Source organism: Yinghuangia sp. YIM S09857 (assembly GCF_051388915.1).
GTDB lineage: Bacteria > Actinomycetota > Actinomycetes > Streptomycetales > Streptomycetaceae > Yinghuangia.
In genome coordinates, this window is the sequence record NZ_JBPKBH010000006.1 from 132,298 (window position 1) to 150,980 (window position 18,683).

15 protein-coding genes and 1 pseudogene are annotated in these 18,683 nt (G+C 73.7%); 13 read left to right on the plus strand and 3 right to left on the minus strand.

Features of this window, described 5'->3' with window-relative positions:
* Positions 1-118: 118 nt before the first annotated feature.
* Positions 119-928, plus strand: a complete 810-nt coding sequence (locus ACRX5S_RS14550; RefSeq protein ID WP_436773317.1) for an SDR family oxidoreductase — start codon at positions 119-121, stop codon at positions 926-928.
* Between the two features lie 205 nt (positions 929-1,133).
* Here the strand turns inward: ACRX5S_RS14550 and ACRX5S_RS14555 are convergent, their stop codons facing one another.
* Positions 1,134-1,445, minus strand: a complete 312-nt coding sequence (locus tag ACRX5S_RS14555; RefSeq protein ID WP_281468958.1) for a WhiB family transcriptional regulator — start codon at positions 1,443-1,445, stop codon at positions 1,134-1,136.
* A 55-nt stretch (positions 1,446-1,500) separates the two neighbouring features.
* On the opposite strand from ACRX5S_RS14555, the gene ACRX5S_RS14560 reads away from it, so the two are divergent.
* The 6 genes from ACRX5S_RS14560 (at position 1,501) to ACRX5S_RS14585 (ending at position 6,804) form a co-directional block, all read left to right on the plus strand.
* Positions 1,501-1,632: a hypothetical protein gene (locus ACRX5S_RS14560; RefSeq protein WP_436773318.1), complete on the plus strand. Its 132-nt coding sequence runs from the start codon at positions 1,501-1,503 to the stop codon at positions 1,630-1,632.
* Between the two features lie 414 nt (positions 1,633-2,046).
* Positions 2,047-2,658 (plus strand): response regulator transcription factor, encoded by a 612-nt coding sequence (locus ACRX5S_RS14565; protein WP_231779541.1) that lies wholly within the window; start codon positions 2,047-2,049, stop codon positions 2,656-2,658.
* A gap of 106 nt (positions 2,659-2,764) precedes the next feature.
* Complete coding sequence (shbA, locus tag ACRX5S_RS14570; protein WP_436773636.1) at positions 2,765-3,358, plus strand: RNA polymerase sigma factor ShbA; 594 nt, start codon at positions 2,765-2,767, stop codon at positions 3,356-3,358.
* Entirely contained in the window at positions 3,355-3,579 is a 225-nt protein-coding gene (locus ACRX5S_RS14575; RefSeq protein WP_436773319.1) for a hypothetical protein, read from the plus strand. The genes shbA and ACRX5S_RS14575 overlap by 4 nt, the downstream gene beginning before the upstream one ends.
* A 348-nt stretch (positions 3,580-3,927) precedes the next feature.
* The gene (gene guaB / locus ACRX5S_RS14580) at positions 3,928-5,430 is read left to right on the plus strand and encodes an IMP dehydrogenase (protein WP_436773320.1); all 1,503 of its coding nucleotides are present in this window, start codon (positions 3,928-3,930) and stop codon (positions 5,428-5,430) included.
* Positions 5,431-5,688: 258 nt separating this feature from the next.
* Positions 5,689-6,804, plus strand: coding sequence for a GuaB3 family IMP dehydrogenase-related protein (locus ACRX5S_RS14585; RefSeq protein ID WP_436773321.1), 1,116 nt, complete (start codon positions 5,689-5,691; stop codon positions 6,802-6,804).
* Positions 6,805-7,177: 373 nt separating this feature from the next.
* Here the strand turns inward: ACRX5S_RS14585 and ACRX5S_RS14590 are convergent, their stop codons facing one another.
* Both ACRX5S_RS14590 and ACRX5S_RS14595 read right to left on the minus strand, forming a co-directional pair.
* The gene (locus tag ACRX5S_RS14590) at positions 7,178-8,986 is read right to left on the minus strand and encodes a serine/threonine-protein kinase (RefSeq protein ID WP_436773322.1); all 1,809 of its coding nucleotides are present in this window, start codon (positions 8,984-8,986) and stop codon (positions 7,178-7,180) included.
* Between the two features lie 248 nt (positions 8,987-9,234).
* Entirely contained in the window at positions 9,235-10,164 is a 930-nt protein-coding gene (locus ACRX5S_RS14595; RefSeq protein ID WP_436773323.1) for an HAD family hydrolase, read from the minus strand.
* A 236-nt stretch (positions 10,165-10,400) separates the two neighbouring features.
* Between ACRX5S_RS14595 and ACRX5S_RS14600 the strand changes: the two genes are divergently transcribed.
* The 6 genes and pseudogenes from ACRX5S_RS14600 to ACRX5S_RS14625 all read left to right on the plus strand — a co-directional run.
* Complete coding sequence (locus tag ACRX5S_RS14600; RefSeq protein WP_436773324.1) at positions 10,401-12,110, plus strand: glycerol-3-phosphate dehydrogenase/oxidase; 1,710 nt, start codon at positions 10,401-10,403, stop codon at positions 12,108-12,110.
* A gap of 228 nt (positions 12,111-12,338) precedes the next feature.
* Positions 12,339-14,366 carry a serine/threonine-protein kinase gene (locus ACRX5S_RS14605; protein ID WP_436773325.1) on the plus strand — a complete coding sequence of 676 codons (2,028 nt, stop codon included), beginning with the start codon at positions 12,339-12,341 and terminating at the stop codon, positions 14,364-14,366.
* Between the two features lie 3 nt (positions 14,367-14,369).
* Positions 14,370-14,642 (plus strand): annotated as a pseudogene (locus ACRX5S_RS14610) (protein kinase domain-containing protein); the annotation flags it as partial.
* A gap of 290 nt (positions 14,643-14,932) precedes the next feature.
* Positions 14,933-15,364, plus strand: a complete 432-nt coding sequence (locus ACRX5S_RS14615; protein WP_436773326.1) for a hypothetical protein — start codon at positions 14,933-14,935, stop codon at positions 15,362-15,364.
* A gap of 131 nt (positions 15,365-15,495) precedes the next feature.
* Entirely contained in the window at positions 15,496-17,232 is a 1,737-nt protein-coding gene (locus ACRX5S_RS14620; RefSeq protein ID WP_436773327.1) for a serine/threonine-protein kinase, read from the plus strand.
* A gap of 473 nt (positions 17,233-17,705) precedes the next feature.
* On the plus strand, positions 17,706-18,683 hold a 978-nt coding region (locus tag ACRX5S_RS14625), incomplete at its 3' end, for a serine/threonine-protein kinase (protein ID WP_436773328.1).

An 18,683-nucleotide genomic window follows, 5' to 3' on the forward strand; every position in this document is an offset into this window, starting at 1 on the left:
CCACACGGCGTTGCCGGGGCCTTCGGCCTTATGCGCCGACGGATGATCTGGAAGAGTGCGCAGTGCACGAGATCTGACATACCGTCAGGCCAGGACAGAGCAGGACAGAGGGAGAACCATGGGTACGTACGCGATCACCGGTGCGGCATCCGGCCTCGGTGCCGCCACCAAGGCCCGCCTGGAGGCGGACGGCCACCGCGTCATCGGTGTCGACCTGCGCGACAGCGACGTCAACGTGGACCTGTCCACGCCCGAGGGCCGCGCCGAGGCGGTCGCGCGCGTCACCGAACTGGCCGGCGACTCCCTCGACGGCTTCGCGCCCTTCGCGGGCCTCGCGGCGGCGACCGGGCGTTCCGGCTCGCTGATCGTGTCGGTCAACTACTTCGGCGCGGTCGAGGTGCTGGAGGGCCTGCGCCCGCTCCTGGCCAAGGCGGACAAGCCCGCCGTCGTGATGGTCAGCTCCAACTCGACCACGTGCCAGCCCAACTGGGACACCGCGCTTGCGGAACTGTGCCTGGCCGGCGACGAGGCGGGCGCCCGCGAGGCCGCGGACAAGGACATGATGGGCTCCTACCCGGCGTCCAAGGCGGCCCTCGCGTACTACGTGCGCGCCAAGGCGGTCTCAGACGAATGGATCGGCGCGGGCATCCGCCTCAACGCGATCGCGCCGGGCCTCATCGAGACCCCGATGACGGCCGCCGGCAAGGTGGACCCGCTGACCGCCGAGGGCATGAAGATGTTCCCGCTGCCGGTCGGCCGCGGCGGCAGGCCCGAGGAGATCGCCGCGCTGACCGCGTTCCTGCTGGGCCCGGAGTCGACGTTCTTCGTCGGCTCCGTCGTCTTCTGCGACGGCGGTACGGACGCCCTCCTGCGCGGCAAGGACTGGCCCGCGGTGTGGGAGCTGGACATGTCCGCCTTCGGCATGTGAGCCGACCGGCACCTCAGCCGACGCCCGGCGGCGCATCCCGCACGACGACGGCGCTGGCACCCGCACGACAACGGCGCCGGCACCCCGCACGACAACGACGGTGGCTCCGTCCCGAAGCACTACGGGACGGGGCCACCGCCGTTGTCGGGCCGCAGCATGTCCACCGGAACCCGGCCGGAGTCCCTCGCCCGGCCGGCACCCGGTGTCAGCCGGCCGTGGTCACGTCGGTCCGGTTGAGCATCCGGCGCCGACCGTCCATTTCGACGCGGTCGTCCTCGGTGAGCCCGCCCCAGACGCCGTACGGTTCGCGCACCGCGAGCGCATGTTGCGCACACTGCACACGGACCGGGCAACGCTGGCACACCTCCTTGGCCGCGGCTTCCCGTGCGACCCTCGCCGCGCCGCGTTCGCCCTCCGGGTGGAAGAACAGCGCGCTGTCCACGCCTCGACAGGCGGCGGACAACTGCCAGTCCCACAGATCGGCGTTCGGGCCGGGGAGCCGTGAGAAATCAGCCATGAGAGTCGTCCCTCGTGTTCAGGGGCAAATGCAGGGTCGTTCTGTCCTGCTTCCGGTGCCGCTGGTGATGCCGGTTCTGGTGCCTCTTGCTGGGTGTCTCTTGCTGGTGCCGCTGGTGCCGCTGGTGCTGTCGCTGCTGCTGTCGCCACGGTCACTGGTGCGGATGACTCCGCAAGAGGTGGCCTGACCATGCGATCAAACGATGGTGCGAAAGTGCCACAGAATGATCAGTTCCATGCATATATCGGTCTTATGCGCGAAAACCAGTAAAAAATGTGTGCTCCGGCCGACGGGTGTGCCCTGCCACGGGCGGGTGAGGCGGTGTCGCCCGGAATGGTCACCGCGTCGGCGTGCCCTCGGATGGGGTCGGCTCGTTGTGGTAGCGGCGGGCCCCACGGCCCCCGAAGTACCCGCGACCCCAGCCCGTAACCCTTTCGGGTGACGGTCGTTGGTGATGGGTGAGGCGGTCGGCGATTCGCACCCCGTGCGCACTACGCGCGGGGACAGACTCTGGGACACCGGGTGATCACCGATCGCGTAGGCAACGGAACGTACAGGCGTGGAGGCTCAACGTGACGCGGATCTGCTGCGGAGGCCGGCGATGACGACCGTCCTGGTCTGCGACGATTCCCCGCTGGTGCGGGAGACCCTTCGGCGTGCGGTGGCCACGGTCCCCGGCGTCGAACGGGTGACCACGGCCACGAGCGGTGAGGAGGTGCTGCGCCGCTGGGGCGCGGAGCGCTCCGACCTGGTGCTCATGGACGTGCGCATGCCCGGACTCGGCGGTGTCGAGGCGGTGCGCCGGCTGCTGACCGGCGACCCCGGTGCCAGGGTGATCATGCTGACGATGGCCGAGGACCTCGACGGCGTGGCCCTCGCGGTCGCCGCGGGTGCCCGCGGATACCTGCACAAGGACGCGTCGCGCGCCGAACTGCGCGCGACCGTCTCCCAGGCGCTCGCCGACCCGACGTGGCGCCTCGCGCCGCGCCGTCTGCGCTCCGCGGACATGGGTGTGGCGCCGACCCTGACGGCACGCGAGATCCAGGTGCTGGAGGGGATGAGCCACGGCCGCAGCAATGCGGAGATCGGGCGCGAGCTCTTCCTGTCCGAGGACACCGTCAAGACGCACGCGCGCCGGCTGTTCAAGAAGCTCGGTGCGTCGGACCGCGCGCACGCGGTCGCGCTCGGCTTCCGCTGGGGCCTCGTGCGGTGATCGGAGTGGTTCCGGGGCCCTGCGGAGGACCGTTCCCGACACCTGGGGCGAACCGCAGGGTCCGCGGACCGGCATACTGAATCTCATGGGCGGGATCGCCGAGCGCATGCCGGACAGACCGGACAGGGCCGACAGCCGGGTGGATGACGGCCTGCGTGCCGTGGTTGTTCGGGCTGTCCAGGGGGACCTCCAGGCCACCGACGAACTGCTGGCGTACGTGCGCCCCTTGGTGCTCAGGTACTGCCGGGCGAGACTCGGCCGGGTGCCCGGGGCCGAGCACGCCGCGGACGACGCGGCGCAGGAGGTGTGCCTCGCGGTGCTGTCCGCGCTGCCGCGGTACCGCGACGAGGGCCGCCCGTTCGAGGCCTTCGTGTTCGGCATCGCGGCGCACAAGGTCGTCGACGTGCAGCGGGCCGCGGTCCGGGCCGCCGTGCCGACCTGCGACCTGCCCGAGGCGATCGACGACTACCCCGGCCCCGAGGACCAGGTCGTACGCCGCAGCGATGCCGCGCAGGCCCGGGCGCTGCTCGGCCGACTGCCCGACAACCTGCGCGAACTCCTCGTGCTGCGGGTCGCGGTCGGCCTCTCCGCGGAGGAGACCGGCCGGGCGATGGGCATGTCCCCCGGTGCGGTACGCGTCGCGCAGCACCGTGCGCTGTCCCGACTGCGCGCGCTCGCGGAGGAGGAGATGACGGCGTGAACGCGGGGATCCCGGGGACGCGCCCGGTGCGGGTCGGCACCCCGACCCCCCGTGCACTCGCGGACCTCGGACTCCTGCGCAGCGACGACGAACTGGTGGAGACCCTGCGGCTGCGCAACGGCCGTCCGCACGGTGACCGGCTCGCGCGCCTCTTCCACGCCCTCCTCGCCGAGGTCGACGCCGTGCCGGCGGTGCGGCGGGCGGTGACGGACCGCTGCTGACGCGCTCGGCGGAACAGTGCGCCGAACGGCGTGGTTGAAGAGTGTGCCGAACGGTGCGGGTGAACCGTGCACTTGAACAGTGCGGTTGAACAGTGCGGTTGAACGGTGCGGCGGTCGGATCGGACGCTCCGGAACCGGCTGCCGTCGGACCCGAGTAGCATTGGTCCCCATCCCACCGGCACACCACCGGGACGGCCGTACCCGCGTGCGCGGCGGTCGACCCCGGCGGAGCCGTCGTTTTTCCCGCGGCCACGGCGGCGGAGGCGCACGGCGGTGCCGGTCGGCTCGATCGGGTCGCTCCAGTCGAACCGCCCAGTCGATCACTTCCAACCGGAACCGGAAGGTGTCATGAGTCTCACGGCCGACGGCGTACCCGAGAAGTTCGCGATGCTCGGGCTGACCTACGACGACGTCCTGCTGCTGCCCGGGGCGTCGGATGTCGTGCCGAGCGAGGTCGACACCACGTCCCGCGTGACGCGCAACATCAGCGTGCGCATCCCCCTGCTCTCGTCCGCGATGGACACCGTCACCGAGTCGCGCATGGCGATCGCGATGGCCCGTCAGGGCGGCGTCGGCGTCCTGCACCGCAACCTGTCGATCGAGGACCAGGCCAACCAGGTCGACCTGGTGAAGCGCTCCGAGGCCGGCATGGTGATCGACCCGATCACGATCGGTCCGGACGCGACACTGCGCGAAGCCGACGAGCTGTGCGCGCGCTACCGCATCAGCGGCGTCCCGGTCACCGACGAGAACGGCCGCCTGCTCGGCATCGTCACCAACCGCGACCTGCGCTTCGAGGTGGACCACGCGCGCCGGGTCCGCGAGGTCATGACGCCGATGCCGCTGGTCACCGGTCCGGTCGGGATCAGCGGCGAGGACGCCATGGAGCTGCTGCGCCGCCACAAGGTGGAGAAGCTGCCGCTCATCGACGACGCGGGCCGGCTGCGGGGGCTCATCACCGTCAAGGACTTCGTCAAGAGCGAGAAGTACCCGTACGCCACCAAGGACGCCGACGGTCGCCTCGTCGTCGGCGCCGCGGTCGGCACCGGGGACGACGGCTTCCGCCGCGTGCAGGCGCTGGTCGAGGCGGGCGTCGACTTCATCGTCGTGGACAGCGCGCACGGCCACTCGCGCGGCGTGCTCGACATGATCGCCAAGGTCAAGGCCAACACCAAGGTCGACGTCGTGGGCGGCAACATCGCCACGCGCGACGGTGCCCAGGCACTCGTCGACGCGGGCGTGGACGGCGTCAAGGTCGGTGTCGGACCGGGCTCGATCTGCACCACGCGCGTCGTCGCGGGCGTCGGCGCCCCGCAGGTCACCGCCATCTACGAGGCCGCGCGGGCGTGCGGCCCGGCGGGCGTCCCGGTCATCGGGGACGGCGGCCTCCAGTACTCCGGCGACATCGCGAAGGCCGTCGCGGCCGGCGCGGACACCGTGATGCTCGGCAGCCTGCTCGCGGGCTGCGAGGAGAGCCCGGGCGAGCTGATCTTCATCAACGGCAAGCAGTTCAAGAGCTACCGGGGCATGGGCTCGCTGGGCGCCATGCAGTCGCGCGGCCAGGCCAAGTCGTTCTCCAAGGACCGCTACTTCCAGGACGACGTGCTGTCCGAGGACAAGCTAGTCCCCGAGGGCATCGAGGGCCAGGTGCCGTACCGCGGCCCGCTGGCGGCCGTCGCGCACCAGCTCATCGGCGGGCTGCGCGCGTCGATGGGGTACGCGGGCGCGGCCACGGTCCCCGACCTCAAGGTGCGCGGCCGGTTCGTCCGGATCACCGCCGCCGGGCTGCGCGAGTCGCACCCGCACGACATCAACATGACGGTCGAGGCGCCGAACTACTCGTCGCGCTGAACCGGGTCTCCGCTCGGGGCGGTCGGGGACCCGAGGTTCCGGGCGGTCGGGAACCGGAGGTTCCGGGCCGCCCCGTACGCTTGTCCGCGGGCAGGTCCCACGACCACCGCCCGACCACCCGGATGCACCGGTCCGCGGGACGTGCCACGCCACGTGCCGGGACAAACCCGGCGATATCCGAAACCATTCAGACACACCGTGCAGAGAACACGTGAACGTGAACACTGTTCGACGGTCAGACGGCAGGAGAGGCGCAACGTGACTGAGGTCGAGATCGGTCGAGGCAAGCGGGGCCGCCGCGCCTTCCACTTCGACGACGTCGCCATCGTCCCGAGCCGGCGTACGCGCGACCCCGAAGAGGTCTCGATCGCCTGGCAGATCGACGCGTACCGGTTCGAGCTGCCGTTCCTGACCGCGCCGATGGACAGCGTGGTGTCGCCGGACACCGCCATCGCGGTGGGCCGCATGGGCGGCCTCGGGGTGCTCAACCTCGAAGGCCTGTGGACGCGCTACGAGGACCCGAGCGCGCTGCTCGCCGAGATCGGCACCCTCGACGAGGCCACCGCGACGAGCCGGATGCAGGAGATCTACGCCGAGCCCATCAAGGCGGAGCTGATCGGCGAGCGCATCAAGCAGATCCGCGACGCGGGCGTGGTCACCGCCGCGGCGCTGTCCCCGCAGCGCACCGCGCAGTACCACGAGGCGGTCATCGACGCGGGCGTCGACATCTTCGTCATCCGCGGTACGACGGTCTCCGCCGAGCACGTCTCCGGGCGCGCCGAGCCGCTCAACCTCAAGCAGTTCATCTACGACCTCGACGTGCCGGTGATCGTCGGCGGCTGTGCGACGTACCAGGGCGCGCTGCACCTCATGCGCACCGGCGCGGCGGGCGTGCTGGTCGGCTTCGGCGGCGGGGCGGCGCACACCACGCGCCGCGTGCTCGGCGTCGCGGTGCCGATGGCGACCGCCGTCGCGGACGTCGCCGAGGCGCGCCGCGACTACCTCGACGAGTCGGGCGGCCGCTACGTGCACGTCATCGCGGACGGCAGCGTGGGCCGCAGCGGCGACATCGCCAAGGCGGTCGCGTGCGGCGCGGACGCCGTGATGATCGGCTCCGCCCTCGCCCGCGCCACCGACGCGCCGGGCCGCGGCCACCACTGGGGCTCCGAGGCCCACCACCCCGAACTGCCGCGCGGCCGCCGCATGAACCTGGGCGCGGTCGGCACCCTGGAGGAGGTGCTGAACGGCCCGTCGCACGTCTCGGACGGCTCGATGAACCTCTTCGGCGCCCTGCGGCGCGCGATGGCGACCACGGGCTACACGGACCTGAAGAAGTTCCAGCAGGTCGAGGTGACGGTGTCACCGCAGCACTGATTCGTCCGGGACGTTTGCCCGGGCGCTGATCGCTGGAGTCGTTCGCCCGGACGGCGGCGGCGCGCGGTCGGCGCCGAACCGCCGCATGACCCGCATACTCCGTGCTCCCGTCGCCCGTGCTCCCGCCACCGCGGAGGGCCGGTCGGCGGGAGCGCGCGTTTGCGGCGCCAACGACTCTGCCCCGCAGGCGGGTTCGAGCGGGCGGCCGCCCTGCCGCTTTGCGGGCTCGGTCGACCGTCGAACCGGTCCTGGTGTTCGCGCGGCCGGACGAGGGCGCGGTCGCCCGGTCGGCGGGCGGGCACGTGCTGCTCCTGACGCGCCCGTCGCGACGGGCGCGTGGTGGTTCCGGCCCGCGCCGCCCCGGTGGGCGTGATCAGCCGGCCCGGGTGTCGCGGAAGTGCTCCAGGGCGATGCGCAGTTGCTCCTCGTACTGGGCCCATGAGGGGCCGTCGGGCACGGCTGTCCACAGGTTGTAACTGGTACCGCCGACCTGCCAGCGGACGTCCTTGATGTGCCGCGGGCCGTCGGCAGAGTTGTACGTGTACTCCCAGCTCGCGGACTTGCCGCCGCCGTGCGTGCCGCGCGCCAGCTCGATCTGCCGGTAACCGGGGTACGCCGCCGACGCCGCGGTCTCTCGGGCGGACGCGGACTGCTCGGCGTACGGGTCGGCGGTGTCGCCGCGCAGCACGCGGACGACGAGGCGGTGGTTGCCGTCGGCGGCCTCGTACGCGGTGTTCCCCGAGCTGTCCTGGGTGAGCTTCCAGCCCTCGGGAACGGCGACCTCGAACCCGTCGGAGTGTGTCTGGAGCCGGTACCCCGCGGGGAGCGGGGGTCTGGTGGGCGAGGCAGGGGGCGTGCTCGACGGCGTTGTCGGCGTCGTGGGTGTTGTCGCCTGTGAGGGTGCCGAACTGCTCGGCGGGGCGGTCTGCGGTGTGTCCGGCGCCCTCCCGGCGTTGTCGGTGGACGGCGCCGAGGTGGGTGTGCCCGAGGAGTTCGCCTGGCCTCCGGAGTCGTCGCCGCTCGCGAGGACGATGCCGACGGCGGCCCCGCCGCCCGCGAGGAGCGCGCCGACCACGGCCGCCACGATCAGACGGCGCGTCTGGCCGGATCGGGGCGGCCTGGCGACGGCGGGTACGGCGGTCGGCGTGGCGGTGACGCCGACGCTCGGAGCCGCGGTGGGGCGGGGCGGCGGTCCGGCGGTGACGGTGGGGAGTTCGTTCGGCCGGACGGTCGGAGGCTCGGCCGCGGTGGGTGCAGGGGCGGTTGGTGCGGAGTCGGTCGGTGCTAGGGCGGTCGCCGTTGCGGCGGCCGCGGCTGAGGGGGGCGAGGCGGACGGGGGCGAGGCGCCGCCGACCGTCCGCCCGGCTATCGCGGCCAGGGGGCCCGACACCTCGGCGGCGGAGGGCCGGGCTTGCGGGTCCTTGGCGAGCAACGCGTCGATCACACCGGTGAGTTGCCCGGCCCGTCGCGGCGGCGGAGGCGCGTCGTTGACGATCGCCGCGATGGTCGCCCAGTGATTGGGGCGGCGGAACGGGCTGTGGCCCTCGACGGCGACGTACAGCAGGACGCCGAGGGACCACAGGTCGGACGCGGGGGTGGGGCGTTGGCCCGCGGCGCGCTCGGGGGCTATGTACTCGATGGTCCCGGCGAAGGTGCCGGTGCCGGTGATCGTGGCCGAGCCCTCCAGCGCGGCGATGCCGAAGTCGACGAGGACGGCGCGGCCGTCGGGGCGTACCAGGACGTTTGCCGGCTTGACGTCGCGGTGGAGCACACCGGCACCGTGTGCGGCGGCCAGCGCGTCGAGGACGTCGGCGGCGATCCCGGCCGCTTCGCGCGGCGCGAGGGGCCCGTCGGCCAGCAGGGCCGCGAGGGACCGGCCGGGGACGAACTCCATGACGATCCACGGGAACGGCTCGTCGTCGACGATCTGGTGGACGGTGGCCACATGGGGGTTTTGCAGGCGGGCGAGGGCCTGTGCCTCGCGGAGGACGCGGGTGTGGAGGCGCGCGACGTCGTCGGCGGGGGTGTCGTCGTGCGCGCGGACCTCCTTGAGCGCGACCTCTCGGTCGAGGGTCTTGTCGACCGCGCGCCACACGGTGCCCATGGCCCCGCTGCCGAGCCGTTCGACCAGCTCGAACCGGCCGCCGCCGACGCGGCGGCGGCTGCCCGGATCCCCGTTCATGCGCTCCTCCGTCCGAGCGTGTTCGGTGTTGCACCGACACCTTGCCAGGTGGGGCGGGACGGGGGAGCGGGAGAACCCTCGGACTCGTTCTCGGCCGCGCCCGGCATGGCCCGGCTTGGCCCGGCTTGGGCCGGCCCGGCTTGGGCCCGGCCCGTCCCTCGGAGCTCCGGCCGGCCCGTCCCTGTGCCGACCGCCGCTCCGCTCAGGCCCGGCAGGCCGGGTAGGCCCGGCAGGGCCGGCGGCCCCGCTCAGCGCCCGCCGTCGGGCGCGTGCCTCGCCAGCAGGTACCGGGCCACGCCGTCCGCGTCGCTCGGGCCGGTCACGTCGGTGGCCAGCGCCAGGACGTCCGGGTGTGCGTTCGCGGGCACGACCCGCCGGTCCCGCGGGCCGGTCGCCACCGCGAACATCGACAGGTCGTTGAGATGGTCGCCGCACACCACCAGCGGTCCGGTGTGCCCCAGGCGGTCGCGCAGGACCCGTACGGCCGTGCCCTTGTCCGCGGTGGGCGCCGCCACGCTGAACTCGGTCCACCCGGGGCAGTAGTCGTTCCTGATCGCAAGCACGGAGGCGCGGTCCCCGCAGGCGGCGGCGATCAGGCCGGCCACGCGTTCGGCGTCCGCGTGCGGTGCGGCCAGGCGTACCAGCACGACCTGGGCGGACCTGGCGAGCGCGCGGAAGTCCGGGCAGTACCGCAGCCGCGGGTCGCCCAGCGCCGCCTTCTCGTCGTGGAACCAGCGCACGCTGTCGTTGCCGAGCGCACCGAAGTCGACGTGGTCGGCCGTCCCGTCCCAACTGGTCAGGGTCGGCTCGATGCCGGCGACCGCCAGGGCGTCGACGAGCGCGATGGTCACGTCCCGGTCGAGCGTATGGTGGACGAAGTGCTCCCCGGTGACCGCGTCGGAGATGTACGCCCCACCCAACTCCACAACGGGCAGCGGCAGTTCGACGCCCGCGAGGAGCGCGCGCACGGATGGCACGCCGCGTGCGGTGGCGATGGTCAGCGCCACCCCGGCCGAGGCCAGGCGGTTGAGCGCGCCGCGCGTGTAGGCGGACGCCGTCGCGTCGGGTCGGAGCAGTGTCCCGTCGAGGTCGCACACGATCAGGGGGCGCCCGCCGAGCGGGGCGCCGGGGTGCCGGGCCGGTTCCGGGGATCCGGCGGAGGTCGCTGCGGCGGTCACGTTTCCTCGCTCTCGGTGGCCGTCGTCCGACGGTACTTCGCGGCTCACGGGATGTTCACCCGGCCGGGGTATAGAGGACCCGCGGGGCGGGGTGCCGGCGACGCGGCGGGGGGTGCGTGCGGTGCCGCCTCCGCGCGGCGGAGGCGCGCTCGGGTGATGATCGGGGACATGCGCCACCGGCGCGGCACGCGCCCGGCGGGTGCGCACGGCGACGAACGGGAGCGGGTGACGACGCGTTGAGGACGACGGCGTTGGGGTTGCGGGCGCGCGAGGACGCGCTGGACCGGATGGCCGAGGGCGAATTGGACGTCGTCGTGGTCGGCGGCGGCGTGGTCGGTGCGGGGACCGCCCTCGACGCCGTCACGCGCGGCCTGAACGTGGGCCTGGTGGAGGCGCGCGACTGGGCCTCGGGCACCTCCAGCCGCTCCAGCAAGCTCATCCACGGTGGCCTGCGCTACCTGGAGATGCTCGACTTCGCCCTGGTACGGGAGGCGCTGCGCGAGCGCGGGCTGATGGTCCAGCGCCTGGCGCCGCACCTGGTCCGCCCGGTGCCGTTCCTGTACCCGCTCCAGCACCACGCGTGGGAGCGGGCGTACGTCGGCTCGGGCGTCGCGCTCTACGACACGATGGGCATGTCCGCGGGCCACACCCGCGGCCTCCCCGGCCACCGGCACCTGTCCCGGCGGCGCGCGCTGCGCCTGGCCCCGGCGCTGCGCAAGGACGCCCTGGTCGGTGCCGTGCAGTACTACGACGCGCAGGTGGACGACGCCCGGCACACCATGACGCTCGTGCGGACCGCGGCCGGGTACGGCGCGCACGTGGCGTCGCGCGCCACCGTGACGGGGTTCCTGCGGGAGGGCGAGCGGGTGGTCGGCGTGCAGGTGCGGGACGTCGAGCAGGGCCGCTCGTACGACATCCGCGCCCGGCAGGTGGTCAACGCGACCGGCGTGTGGACGGACGAGACACAGGCGATGGTCGGCGAACGCGGGCAGTTCCACGTGCGGGCCTCGAAGGGCATCCACCTGGTGGTGCCCAAGGACCGGATCCACTCCTCGACCGGGCTGATCCTGCGCACCGAGAAGTCCGTGCTGTTCGTGATCCCGTGGGGGCGGCACTGGATCATCGGCACCACCGACACCGACTGGGACCTCGACAAGTCGCACCCGGCGGCGAGCCGCACGGACATCGAATACCTGCTGGAGCGCGTCAACGCGGTCCTCGCGGTGCCGCTGAGCCGCGAGGACGTCGAGGGCGTGTACGCCGGGCTGCGGCCGCTCCTGCGCGGCGAGTCGGACGCGACGAGCAGCCTGTCGCGCGAGCACACGGTGGCGCACCCGGTGCCGGGGCTGGTGGTCGTGGCGGGCGGCAAGTACACGACGTACCGCGTGATGGCGGCCGACGCGGTCGACGCGGCGGTGCACGGGCTGGACCGCAAGGTCGCGGCCAGTTGCACCGAGACGGTGCCGCTGGCGGGGGCGGAGGGCTACCACGCGCTGTGGAACGCGCGTACCGCGATCGCCGCGCGCAGCGGCCTGCACGTGGCCCGCGTCGAGCACCTGCTGAACCGGTACGGCTCGCTCGTCGACGAGGTCCTCGCGATCGTCGACGGCGACGCGGCACTGGGCCGCCCTTTGGACGGCGCCGACGACTACCTGTGCGCCGAGGTCGTCTACGCCTGCACCCACGAGGGCGCCCTGCACCTGGACGACGTCCTGGACCGCCGCACCCGCATCTCCATCGAGACCTTCGACCGCGGCGTCCGCGTGGCCGACCAGTGCGCCCGCCTGATGGCCCCCGCGCTCGGCTGGACCGAGGAGCAGGTGCGCCGCGAGGTCGACTACTACCTCAAGCGCGTGGAGGCCGAACGAGAGTCCCAGGAACAACCGGACGACCGCACGGCGGATGCGGTGCGGCTGGGAGCGGAGGAGGTAGTCCCCCTCGCCTGACCTGCCTGACCTGCCTGACCTGCCTGACCTGCCTGACCTGCCTGACCTGCCTGATCCGCGGCCGTCTTCTCCCTTCCGTCCGTTCCGTTGATCTCTGCGGCTGTTCGGGGGTGTTGACCTGACGAACTGTCAGGGGTTTTGGCGGGAATTGCGGGTGAGGGCGGGCCGCCAACGGTGCGTGGGGGTGGTTGACTGGAAGGGCCGCGCACACCAGCTCAGGAGACGCGCATGACCGATCCCGAGTCCGACGGGCGCCTGCTCGCGGGCCGGTACCGGCTGCGGGAGCGCCTCGGACGCGGCGGCATGGGCACCGTGTGGAGTGCGCTCGACGAGGTCCTCGACCGGCACGTCGCGGTCAAGGAACTCCGGGTCCCGGCCCACGTCGACGACGACGAGCGCGGCACCCTGTGCGCCCGCATGCTGCGCGAGGCGCGGGCCGCAGCGCGCATCGACCACCCCAATGTCGTCACGATCTTCGACGTCGTCGAGGAGGACGGCCGCCCCTGGATCGTCATGGAGCTGGTCCGCGGCCTGTCCCTCGCCCAGGAGATCGAGAAGGACGGCCCGCTGCCGCCCGGCCAGGTCGCCGAGATGGGGCTGCGCCTGCTGTCCGCGCTCGACGCCGCCCACGAGGCCGGTGTGCTGCACCGCGACGTCAAGCCCGCCAACGTGCTGCTGGCCCGCAACGGACGTGTGGTGCTCACCGACTTCGGCGTCGCCTCGGTCGAGGACAGCGCGACCCTCACCCAGGTCGGCGCCCTCGTCGGCTCGCCCGAATACCTGGCCCCCGAGCAGGTCGACGGCCAATTGCCGGGGCCCGCGGCCGATCTGTGGTCGCTCGGGGTGACGCTGTACGAGGCGGTCGAGGGGCGCCCCGCGTACCGCCGCGCCACGCACGCCGCCACCCTCGCCGCGGTCGCCTCCGCCCGCTTCCCCGACCTGGACAACGCCGGGGTGCTGATGCCCGCGCTGCGGTCGGTCCTCGTGCAGGACCCGACCGCCCGCGCCTCGGCGCCCGTGCTGCGCGAGCGCCTGATCGAGGCGGCGGAGGCCGCCCCCGCCGGAGCGTCCGGGGGCGCCCGCACCTTCCCGGGGCGGGCCCGCCACCCCGCCGCCCGGCGACACGCCCTGCACCCCGGCGCGGGACGGGACACCGGTGGGACGGGCGTAAGGCATTCCGTGAACGACCCCGGCGCGCCCAGGCGCGGGCACGCCACCGGGCGCACCGGCCGGGGCGGCACCCCCGGAACCGTCCCCGGAGCCACCCCCAAAACCGGCGCCGGAACGGCGAACCGCGCGGAATCGGCGCAGGACACCCCCCGCGCCGACCTGACCCAGACGAACCTGCGCGTCCAGCGCACCCGGACCGGCGAGACCGTGCCCACCGCCGACGCCCCCGGCTCCGGGGCCACCGCGCCGGAGCGCAAGCCGGGGCGCCGCGCCCGCGCCCGCGCACGACGCGGCGGCGGCTTCCGCGCCCGCTACCGCCGCTGGCCCCGCTGGTGGATCCGGCACTGGGCGACGGTCCTGGTCATCGTCGCGATCGTCAGCGCAGCGATGGCCAAGTGGCTGGCCAACTACGGCACATGGGCCGGGATGTACACCATCTCGCTGCTCGCGGCGCTGCTCGGCGTGTGGCTCGTCCTGCCACACCGCAGGCTGTCCAGATCGGTCCCGGCCGCGATGCTCGCGGGCGTCATCGGCGGCGGGGCCCTGCAACTGCTCGACATCGAACCGGACCTGGTCTGGGTGCTCGCCCTGGTCGGCGGCTGCCTGGCCCTCGGCCCGCTGATCGACGGCGCGGTGCTGCGGCGGCTGCGCACCGGGTCGGGCCTCGGCTTCGCACTGCCGGTCCCCGAGGGCTGGAGCTGCACGCCGACCGAGGCCGGTTTGTCGGTGTACGACCCGGACCGCCTGATCTCGGTGACCGTCACGGTCGACCGCGGCATCGTCATGCCGCCCGAGGAGTCGGTGCTGCACCGCGAGCACGGCACGCTCGCCTCCCGCGACTACCGGGACAGCGAGGGCTACCGGCGCGTCGAGCTGGCGTCGACGGACTACCGGGGCCACGACGCCGCCGAGTGGGAGTACGTGTGGCGCGGCCCCGAGGGCGCGTCCTTTCACGGCAAGGACCTCGTCGTCCGGACGGCCGACGGCGTGCGCTACTGGATGACGGTGCGCTGCCGCGAGGAGCTGTGGCCGACCGCGGGCGCGTACTTCGAGCACGCCAAGGAGAACCTCTCGATCGTGCGCTGACCGATTGCCGCGCGTCGGCGCCGGACCCTCGCGGACGACCTCGACGAAGGGCGCCTGCCGGTGCGCGACGCCGCCCACATCGCGCGCCAGCTCCTCGAAGCGCTCCGGGCCGTGCACGCCGCGTCCGTCGTGCACCGCGACGTCAAGCCCGGCAACGTGCTGCTGTCCCACGACGGGCGCGCGATCCTCACGGACTTCGGCGTCGCGACCCTGGTCGGCACCACGACGATCACCGCGACCGGCACGACCATCGGCACGCTGGAGTACATGGCGCCCGAGCGTGCGCAGGGGCTGCGCCCGGCGGTCCGCCGCCGAAGCCCGCCGCGCCGCCGGTGGTGGGGCTTCACGCGGGCGGCCGCGACGGCTCCGTTCCCAGGGCGGACGGCGGCCCCGGCACCGCGGACCTCATGCGCCCCAACACCCCGGAACCGAAAGGAAGTTCGCCGTCCCCGCCGACGCCGGAACCGCCCTCCGCGACGCCACCGACCTCGGCACCGCCCTCTTCGGCCGCCTCCACAGCCCCTCCCGGCGGCACCGGCGCGGTCACGCGCCCCGGCTACCACCGGGTGGCCGACCCGGGGTTCACCGTCCTGGTGCCGGACGGCTGGACCGGCCCGCACAAGGACGGCGACCGCGTCTTCTACCGATCGCCCGGCAACGTCGTGCGACTGGGCCTGCGTCCCGACCCGGCGGACACCTCCGGCGACCCGAGCGCCGACCTGGCCGCCCAGGACGCGGGCGGCACCGGTTCGTCCGCGACCGCGGCGTATCCCGGCTACCAGCGCGTTCAGCTCGCGGCCACCAGCCACAACGGGGCCCCGGGCTGCCTCTGGGAGTTCACCTGGAACGACACGGGCACGCCGCGCCGGTCGGTGAACCTCCGCTATACCGGCGGCATCCGCATGTACGACTTCTGGGTGTCCGGACCCGTCGCCGGCTCGGCCACCGTGCGCGACGTGTTCGACGCCGCGAAGTCCAGCTTCACACCAACCAGTTGACCTCCCCGCGTGTGTGCCGGTTCCGTCACGGCCGCGTCCGGATCCGGTTGCGCGGGCGCTGAACGGGGAGGTGTCTCCCTACGTTGTCGTTCGGGGGGACGACGGCTCCACGGTCCGATGGGGAGGGACCCGTGACGGAGGCGAGCGGCGCGTCAGCAGGCCGCGTGGTGAGTGGCAGGTACCGGCTCGGCGAATCGCTGGGCCGCGGGGGAATGGGCACGGTGTGGCGGGCGGTCGACGAACTGCTGCGCCGCGAGGTGGCCGTCAAGGAGGTGCGGATCCCGGACGACCTCGACGAGGGGGAGCAGGAGGTCCGGCGCGAGCGCGCGATGCGCGAGGCGCGGGCGGCGGCCCGGGTCGTGCACCCGAACGTGGTCACGATCTACGACGTCGTCGAGGACGGCGGGCGGCCGTGGATCGTCATGGAACTCGTCCGGGCGAAGGCGCTCGACGACGTCATCGCGGAGGAGGGACGCCTCCGCACGGACGCCGCCGCGGACATCGGCCGCAAGGTGCTGGCCGCGCTGCGCGCCGCCCGCGCGGCCGACGTCCTGCACCGGGACGTCAAGCCGAGCAACATCCTGATCGCCGAGGGCGGCCGGGTCGTCCTGACCGACTTCGGCATCGCGACCGTGCTCGGGTCCGCGACGCTGACGGCGACCGGCATGCTCATCGGCTCGCCGGAGTACCTCGCGCCGGAACGCGTGCTGGGCCGCAGCCCGGGCCCCGCCTCGGACATGTGGTCGCTCGGTGTGACGCTGTATCAGGCGGTGGAGGGCCGCTCGCCGTTCCAACGCGGCTCGGCCATCGAGACGCTGACCGCGGTGCTCCAGGACGACCCGGCGCCGATGCGGTACGCGGGGCCGCTCGCGCCCGCGATCGACGCCCTGCTCCGCAAGGAGCCGGGCGACCGGCCCGACGAAGAGGCCACCGAACTCCTGCTCGGTGCCGCGCTGAAGGGGAAGCAGCACGGTACCGGGCAGGGCACCACCGCCCTCGCGGCGTCCGGGGCGGCTGGGGGATCGCTGACGGCGTCGGCGGTGCAGCCGCCGATTCCGGCTCCGCCGACCGGGCCGCTCGGGGCGGACACGCAGGGCACGGTGGAGGACCCGTACGGCCCGCACGGCCCGACCGTGGGACCCGGCCAGGCCGGATACCGGCACCACACACCGCCGGACGCGCGCGGAGCGGCTGCGGGGGCGGGTGCGGGGGCCGCGGCCGGGTATGCCGCCGCGCAGGACTCCGGCTCCACCGAATGGCCGCGGGTCGCGCACGGGCAGGCCGAGGAGGCGCGTACCGCCGGTGCGGGGCACCCGCGTTCGGCCGACACCCCGCCGCCGTTCGTGATCGGCGGCTTCGAGGACACCGGCGCCACGGGTGAGGGCGGGTCCGCCGGGATGCGGCAAGAGCCGCCGGGCGGGGCCTACCCGCCGCGGCGTCGGCCCAAGGGGGCGTACGCGGTGCTCGGGGGCCTCGTGGCCGCCGCGGTCGCCGTGGCGTTCTGGGTGCTGCCGTCGGCGTTCGGCGACCAGAAGGAGAAGCCGCCCGCCAACCCGGGGACGGCGACCAGCGACCCGGCCGGCGGCGCCGCACCGGGGGCGACCTCGTCGGCACCCGGGACGACCGCGTCGCCGACCACCGCCGCGCCGACCGACGACGACACGGACACCCCCGAATACACCCCGCCGACCACCAAGCGCACCACCCGCCCGCCCACGACCACCCGCCCGCCGACAACAACCACCCACCGCCCCACGACAACCACCGCCAGGCCCACGACCACCCGACCCACCACAACGGCCCCCACCACCCACGAGCCGACCGACGGACCGAGCCCAACCCCGGCCGCCGAAGCCGGTGGAGGCTGAGAAGCGCAATCGGGCGAGGGGGCGCGCGTACGCCTGAGGGCGCCGGCGCCCCGCCGACCACGGCCCAACTCACCAGCACGACCGCGCCGCACACTGCCCACGGCCGCCGCCAAGCCCCACCGCCGCCGCCGCGCACGGACCGAGCCCCGCCGCGGAACGCGGCGGTGGCCTGCGGTGGAGAGGTGGAGCCGGTCGGTGCCCCCGCCGCGTCACCGGCCGCTCTTCCGGCGACGGACGCCCGCCCAGGGCGTCGGGAACCGAAAGCCGCGGCAACGCAACCGGTGGGCGTCCTTGTGCGTAGTCCACATAGCGTCGGGCGGTGTCGGCTGCCGTTGCGTCCGGGGTGTGGGGCTCGTCGGCGTTCCCGGACCGCGGGGGTGCGGAGGCAGGGCCTAGGCTGAGGGCGCGAATGACACGGCACCGGTGCGGCGGCTGGGGAGGCCGGGGACCGGATCAGCGGGGAGGACCAGAGCATGGCGGACGGGGCGGCGCCCGGAGGTGCCACGCCCGGCGGCGGGACACGGCTCGTCGCGGGACGCTACCGGCTGGCGAGCGTCCTCGGACGCGGCGGCATGGGCACCGTCTGGCACGCGGTCGACGAGATGCTGCACCGCGACGTCGCGGTCAAGGAGCTGCGCCTGCCCGGCCACCTCGACGACGAGGAACGCGAGATCCAGCAGCAGCGCACCCTCCGCGAGGCCCGCACGGCGGCCCGCATCACACACGAGAACGTCATCACCATCCACGACGTCGTCGAGGACGGCGGCATCCCGTGGATCGTCATGGAACTCGTGCACGCCGACTCGCTCGCCGACATCCTCAAGCACCGCGGCACCCTCTCGCCGGTCGAGGCCGCCGAGATCGGCCTCAAGGTCCTCGACGCGCTCGTCGCCGCGCAGGAGAAAGGCGTCCTGCACCGCGACGTGAAGCCCGCGAACATCCTGGTGACGGAGAGCGGGCGCGTCGTCCTCACGGACTTCGGCATCGCCACCGAGACCGGCGCGCAGACGCTCACCGCGACCGGCATGCTCATCGGTTCCCCGAACTTCCTGGCCCCGGAGCGCGCCCAAGGGCTGCGCCCGAGCCTCGCCGCCGACCTGTGGTCGCTCGGCCTCGTCCTCTACATGGCCGTGGAGGGACGCAACCCCTTCGACCGGCCCACGATGATCAGCACGCTCAACTCGATCCTCCTCGAAGACCCCGACCCGCCGCGCCGCGCGGGCGTCCTGCTGCCGGTGATCGAAGGGCTCCTGGTCAAGGACCCCGAGGGCCGCTTGTCCGCCAAGGACCTGGACCGCCTGCTGCGCGGCATCGTCCGCGGCGACCTGACGCAGGCGCACCCCAACGCCGTACCGCCGCACGTGCCTTCGGCATCCGGTACGCACGCCGCCGCGGGCCCCGCCGAGTCCGCCACAGTGACCTCGCACGTCGCCGACTCGGCGCCCGCCGCG

Coding starts and splice junctions, on each gene's coding strand:
- guaB (WP_436773320.1), top strand. CDS start 3,928: ATGAGTCTCACGGCCGACGGCGTACCCGAGAAGTTCGCGATGCTCGGG.
- shbA (WP_436773636.1), top strand. CDS start 2,765: ATGCCGGACAGACCGGACAGGGCCGACAGCCGGGTGGATGACGGCCTG.
- ACRX5S_RS14590 (WP_436773322.1), bottom strand. CDS start 8,986: ATGAACGGGGATCCGGGCAGCCGCCGCCGCGTCGGCGGCGGCCGGTTC.
- ACRX5S_RS14550 (WP_436773317.1), top strand. CDS start 119: ATGGGTACGTACGCGATCACCGGTGCGGCATCCGGCCTCGGTGCCGCC.
- ACRX5S_RS14605 (WP_436773325.1), top strand. CDS start 12,339: ATGACCGATCCCGAGTCCGACGGGCGCCTGCTCGCGGGCCGGTACCGG.
- ACRX5S_RS14565 (WP_231779541.1), top strand. CDS start 2,047: ATGACGACCGTCCTGGTCTGCGACGATTCCCCGCTGGTGCGGGAGACC.
- ACRX5S_RS14555 (WP_281468958.1), bottom strand. CDS start 1,445: ATGGCTGATTTCTCACGGCTCCCCGGCCCGAACGCCGATCTGTGGGAC.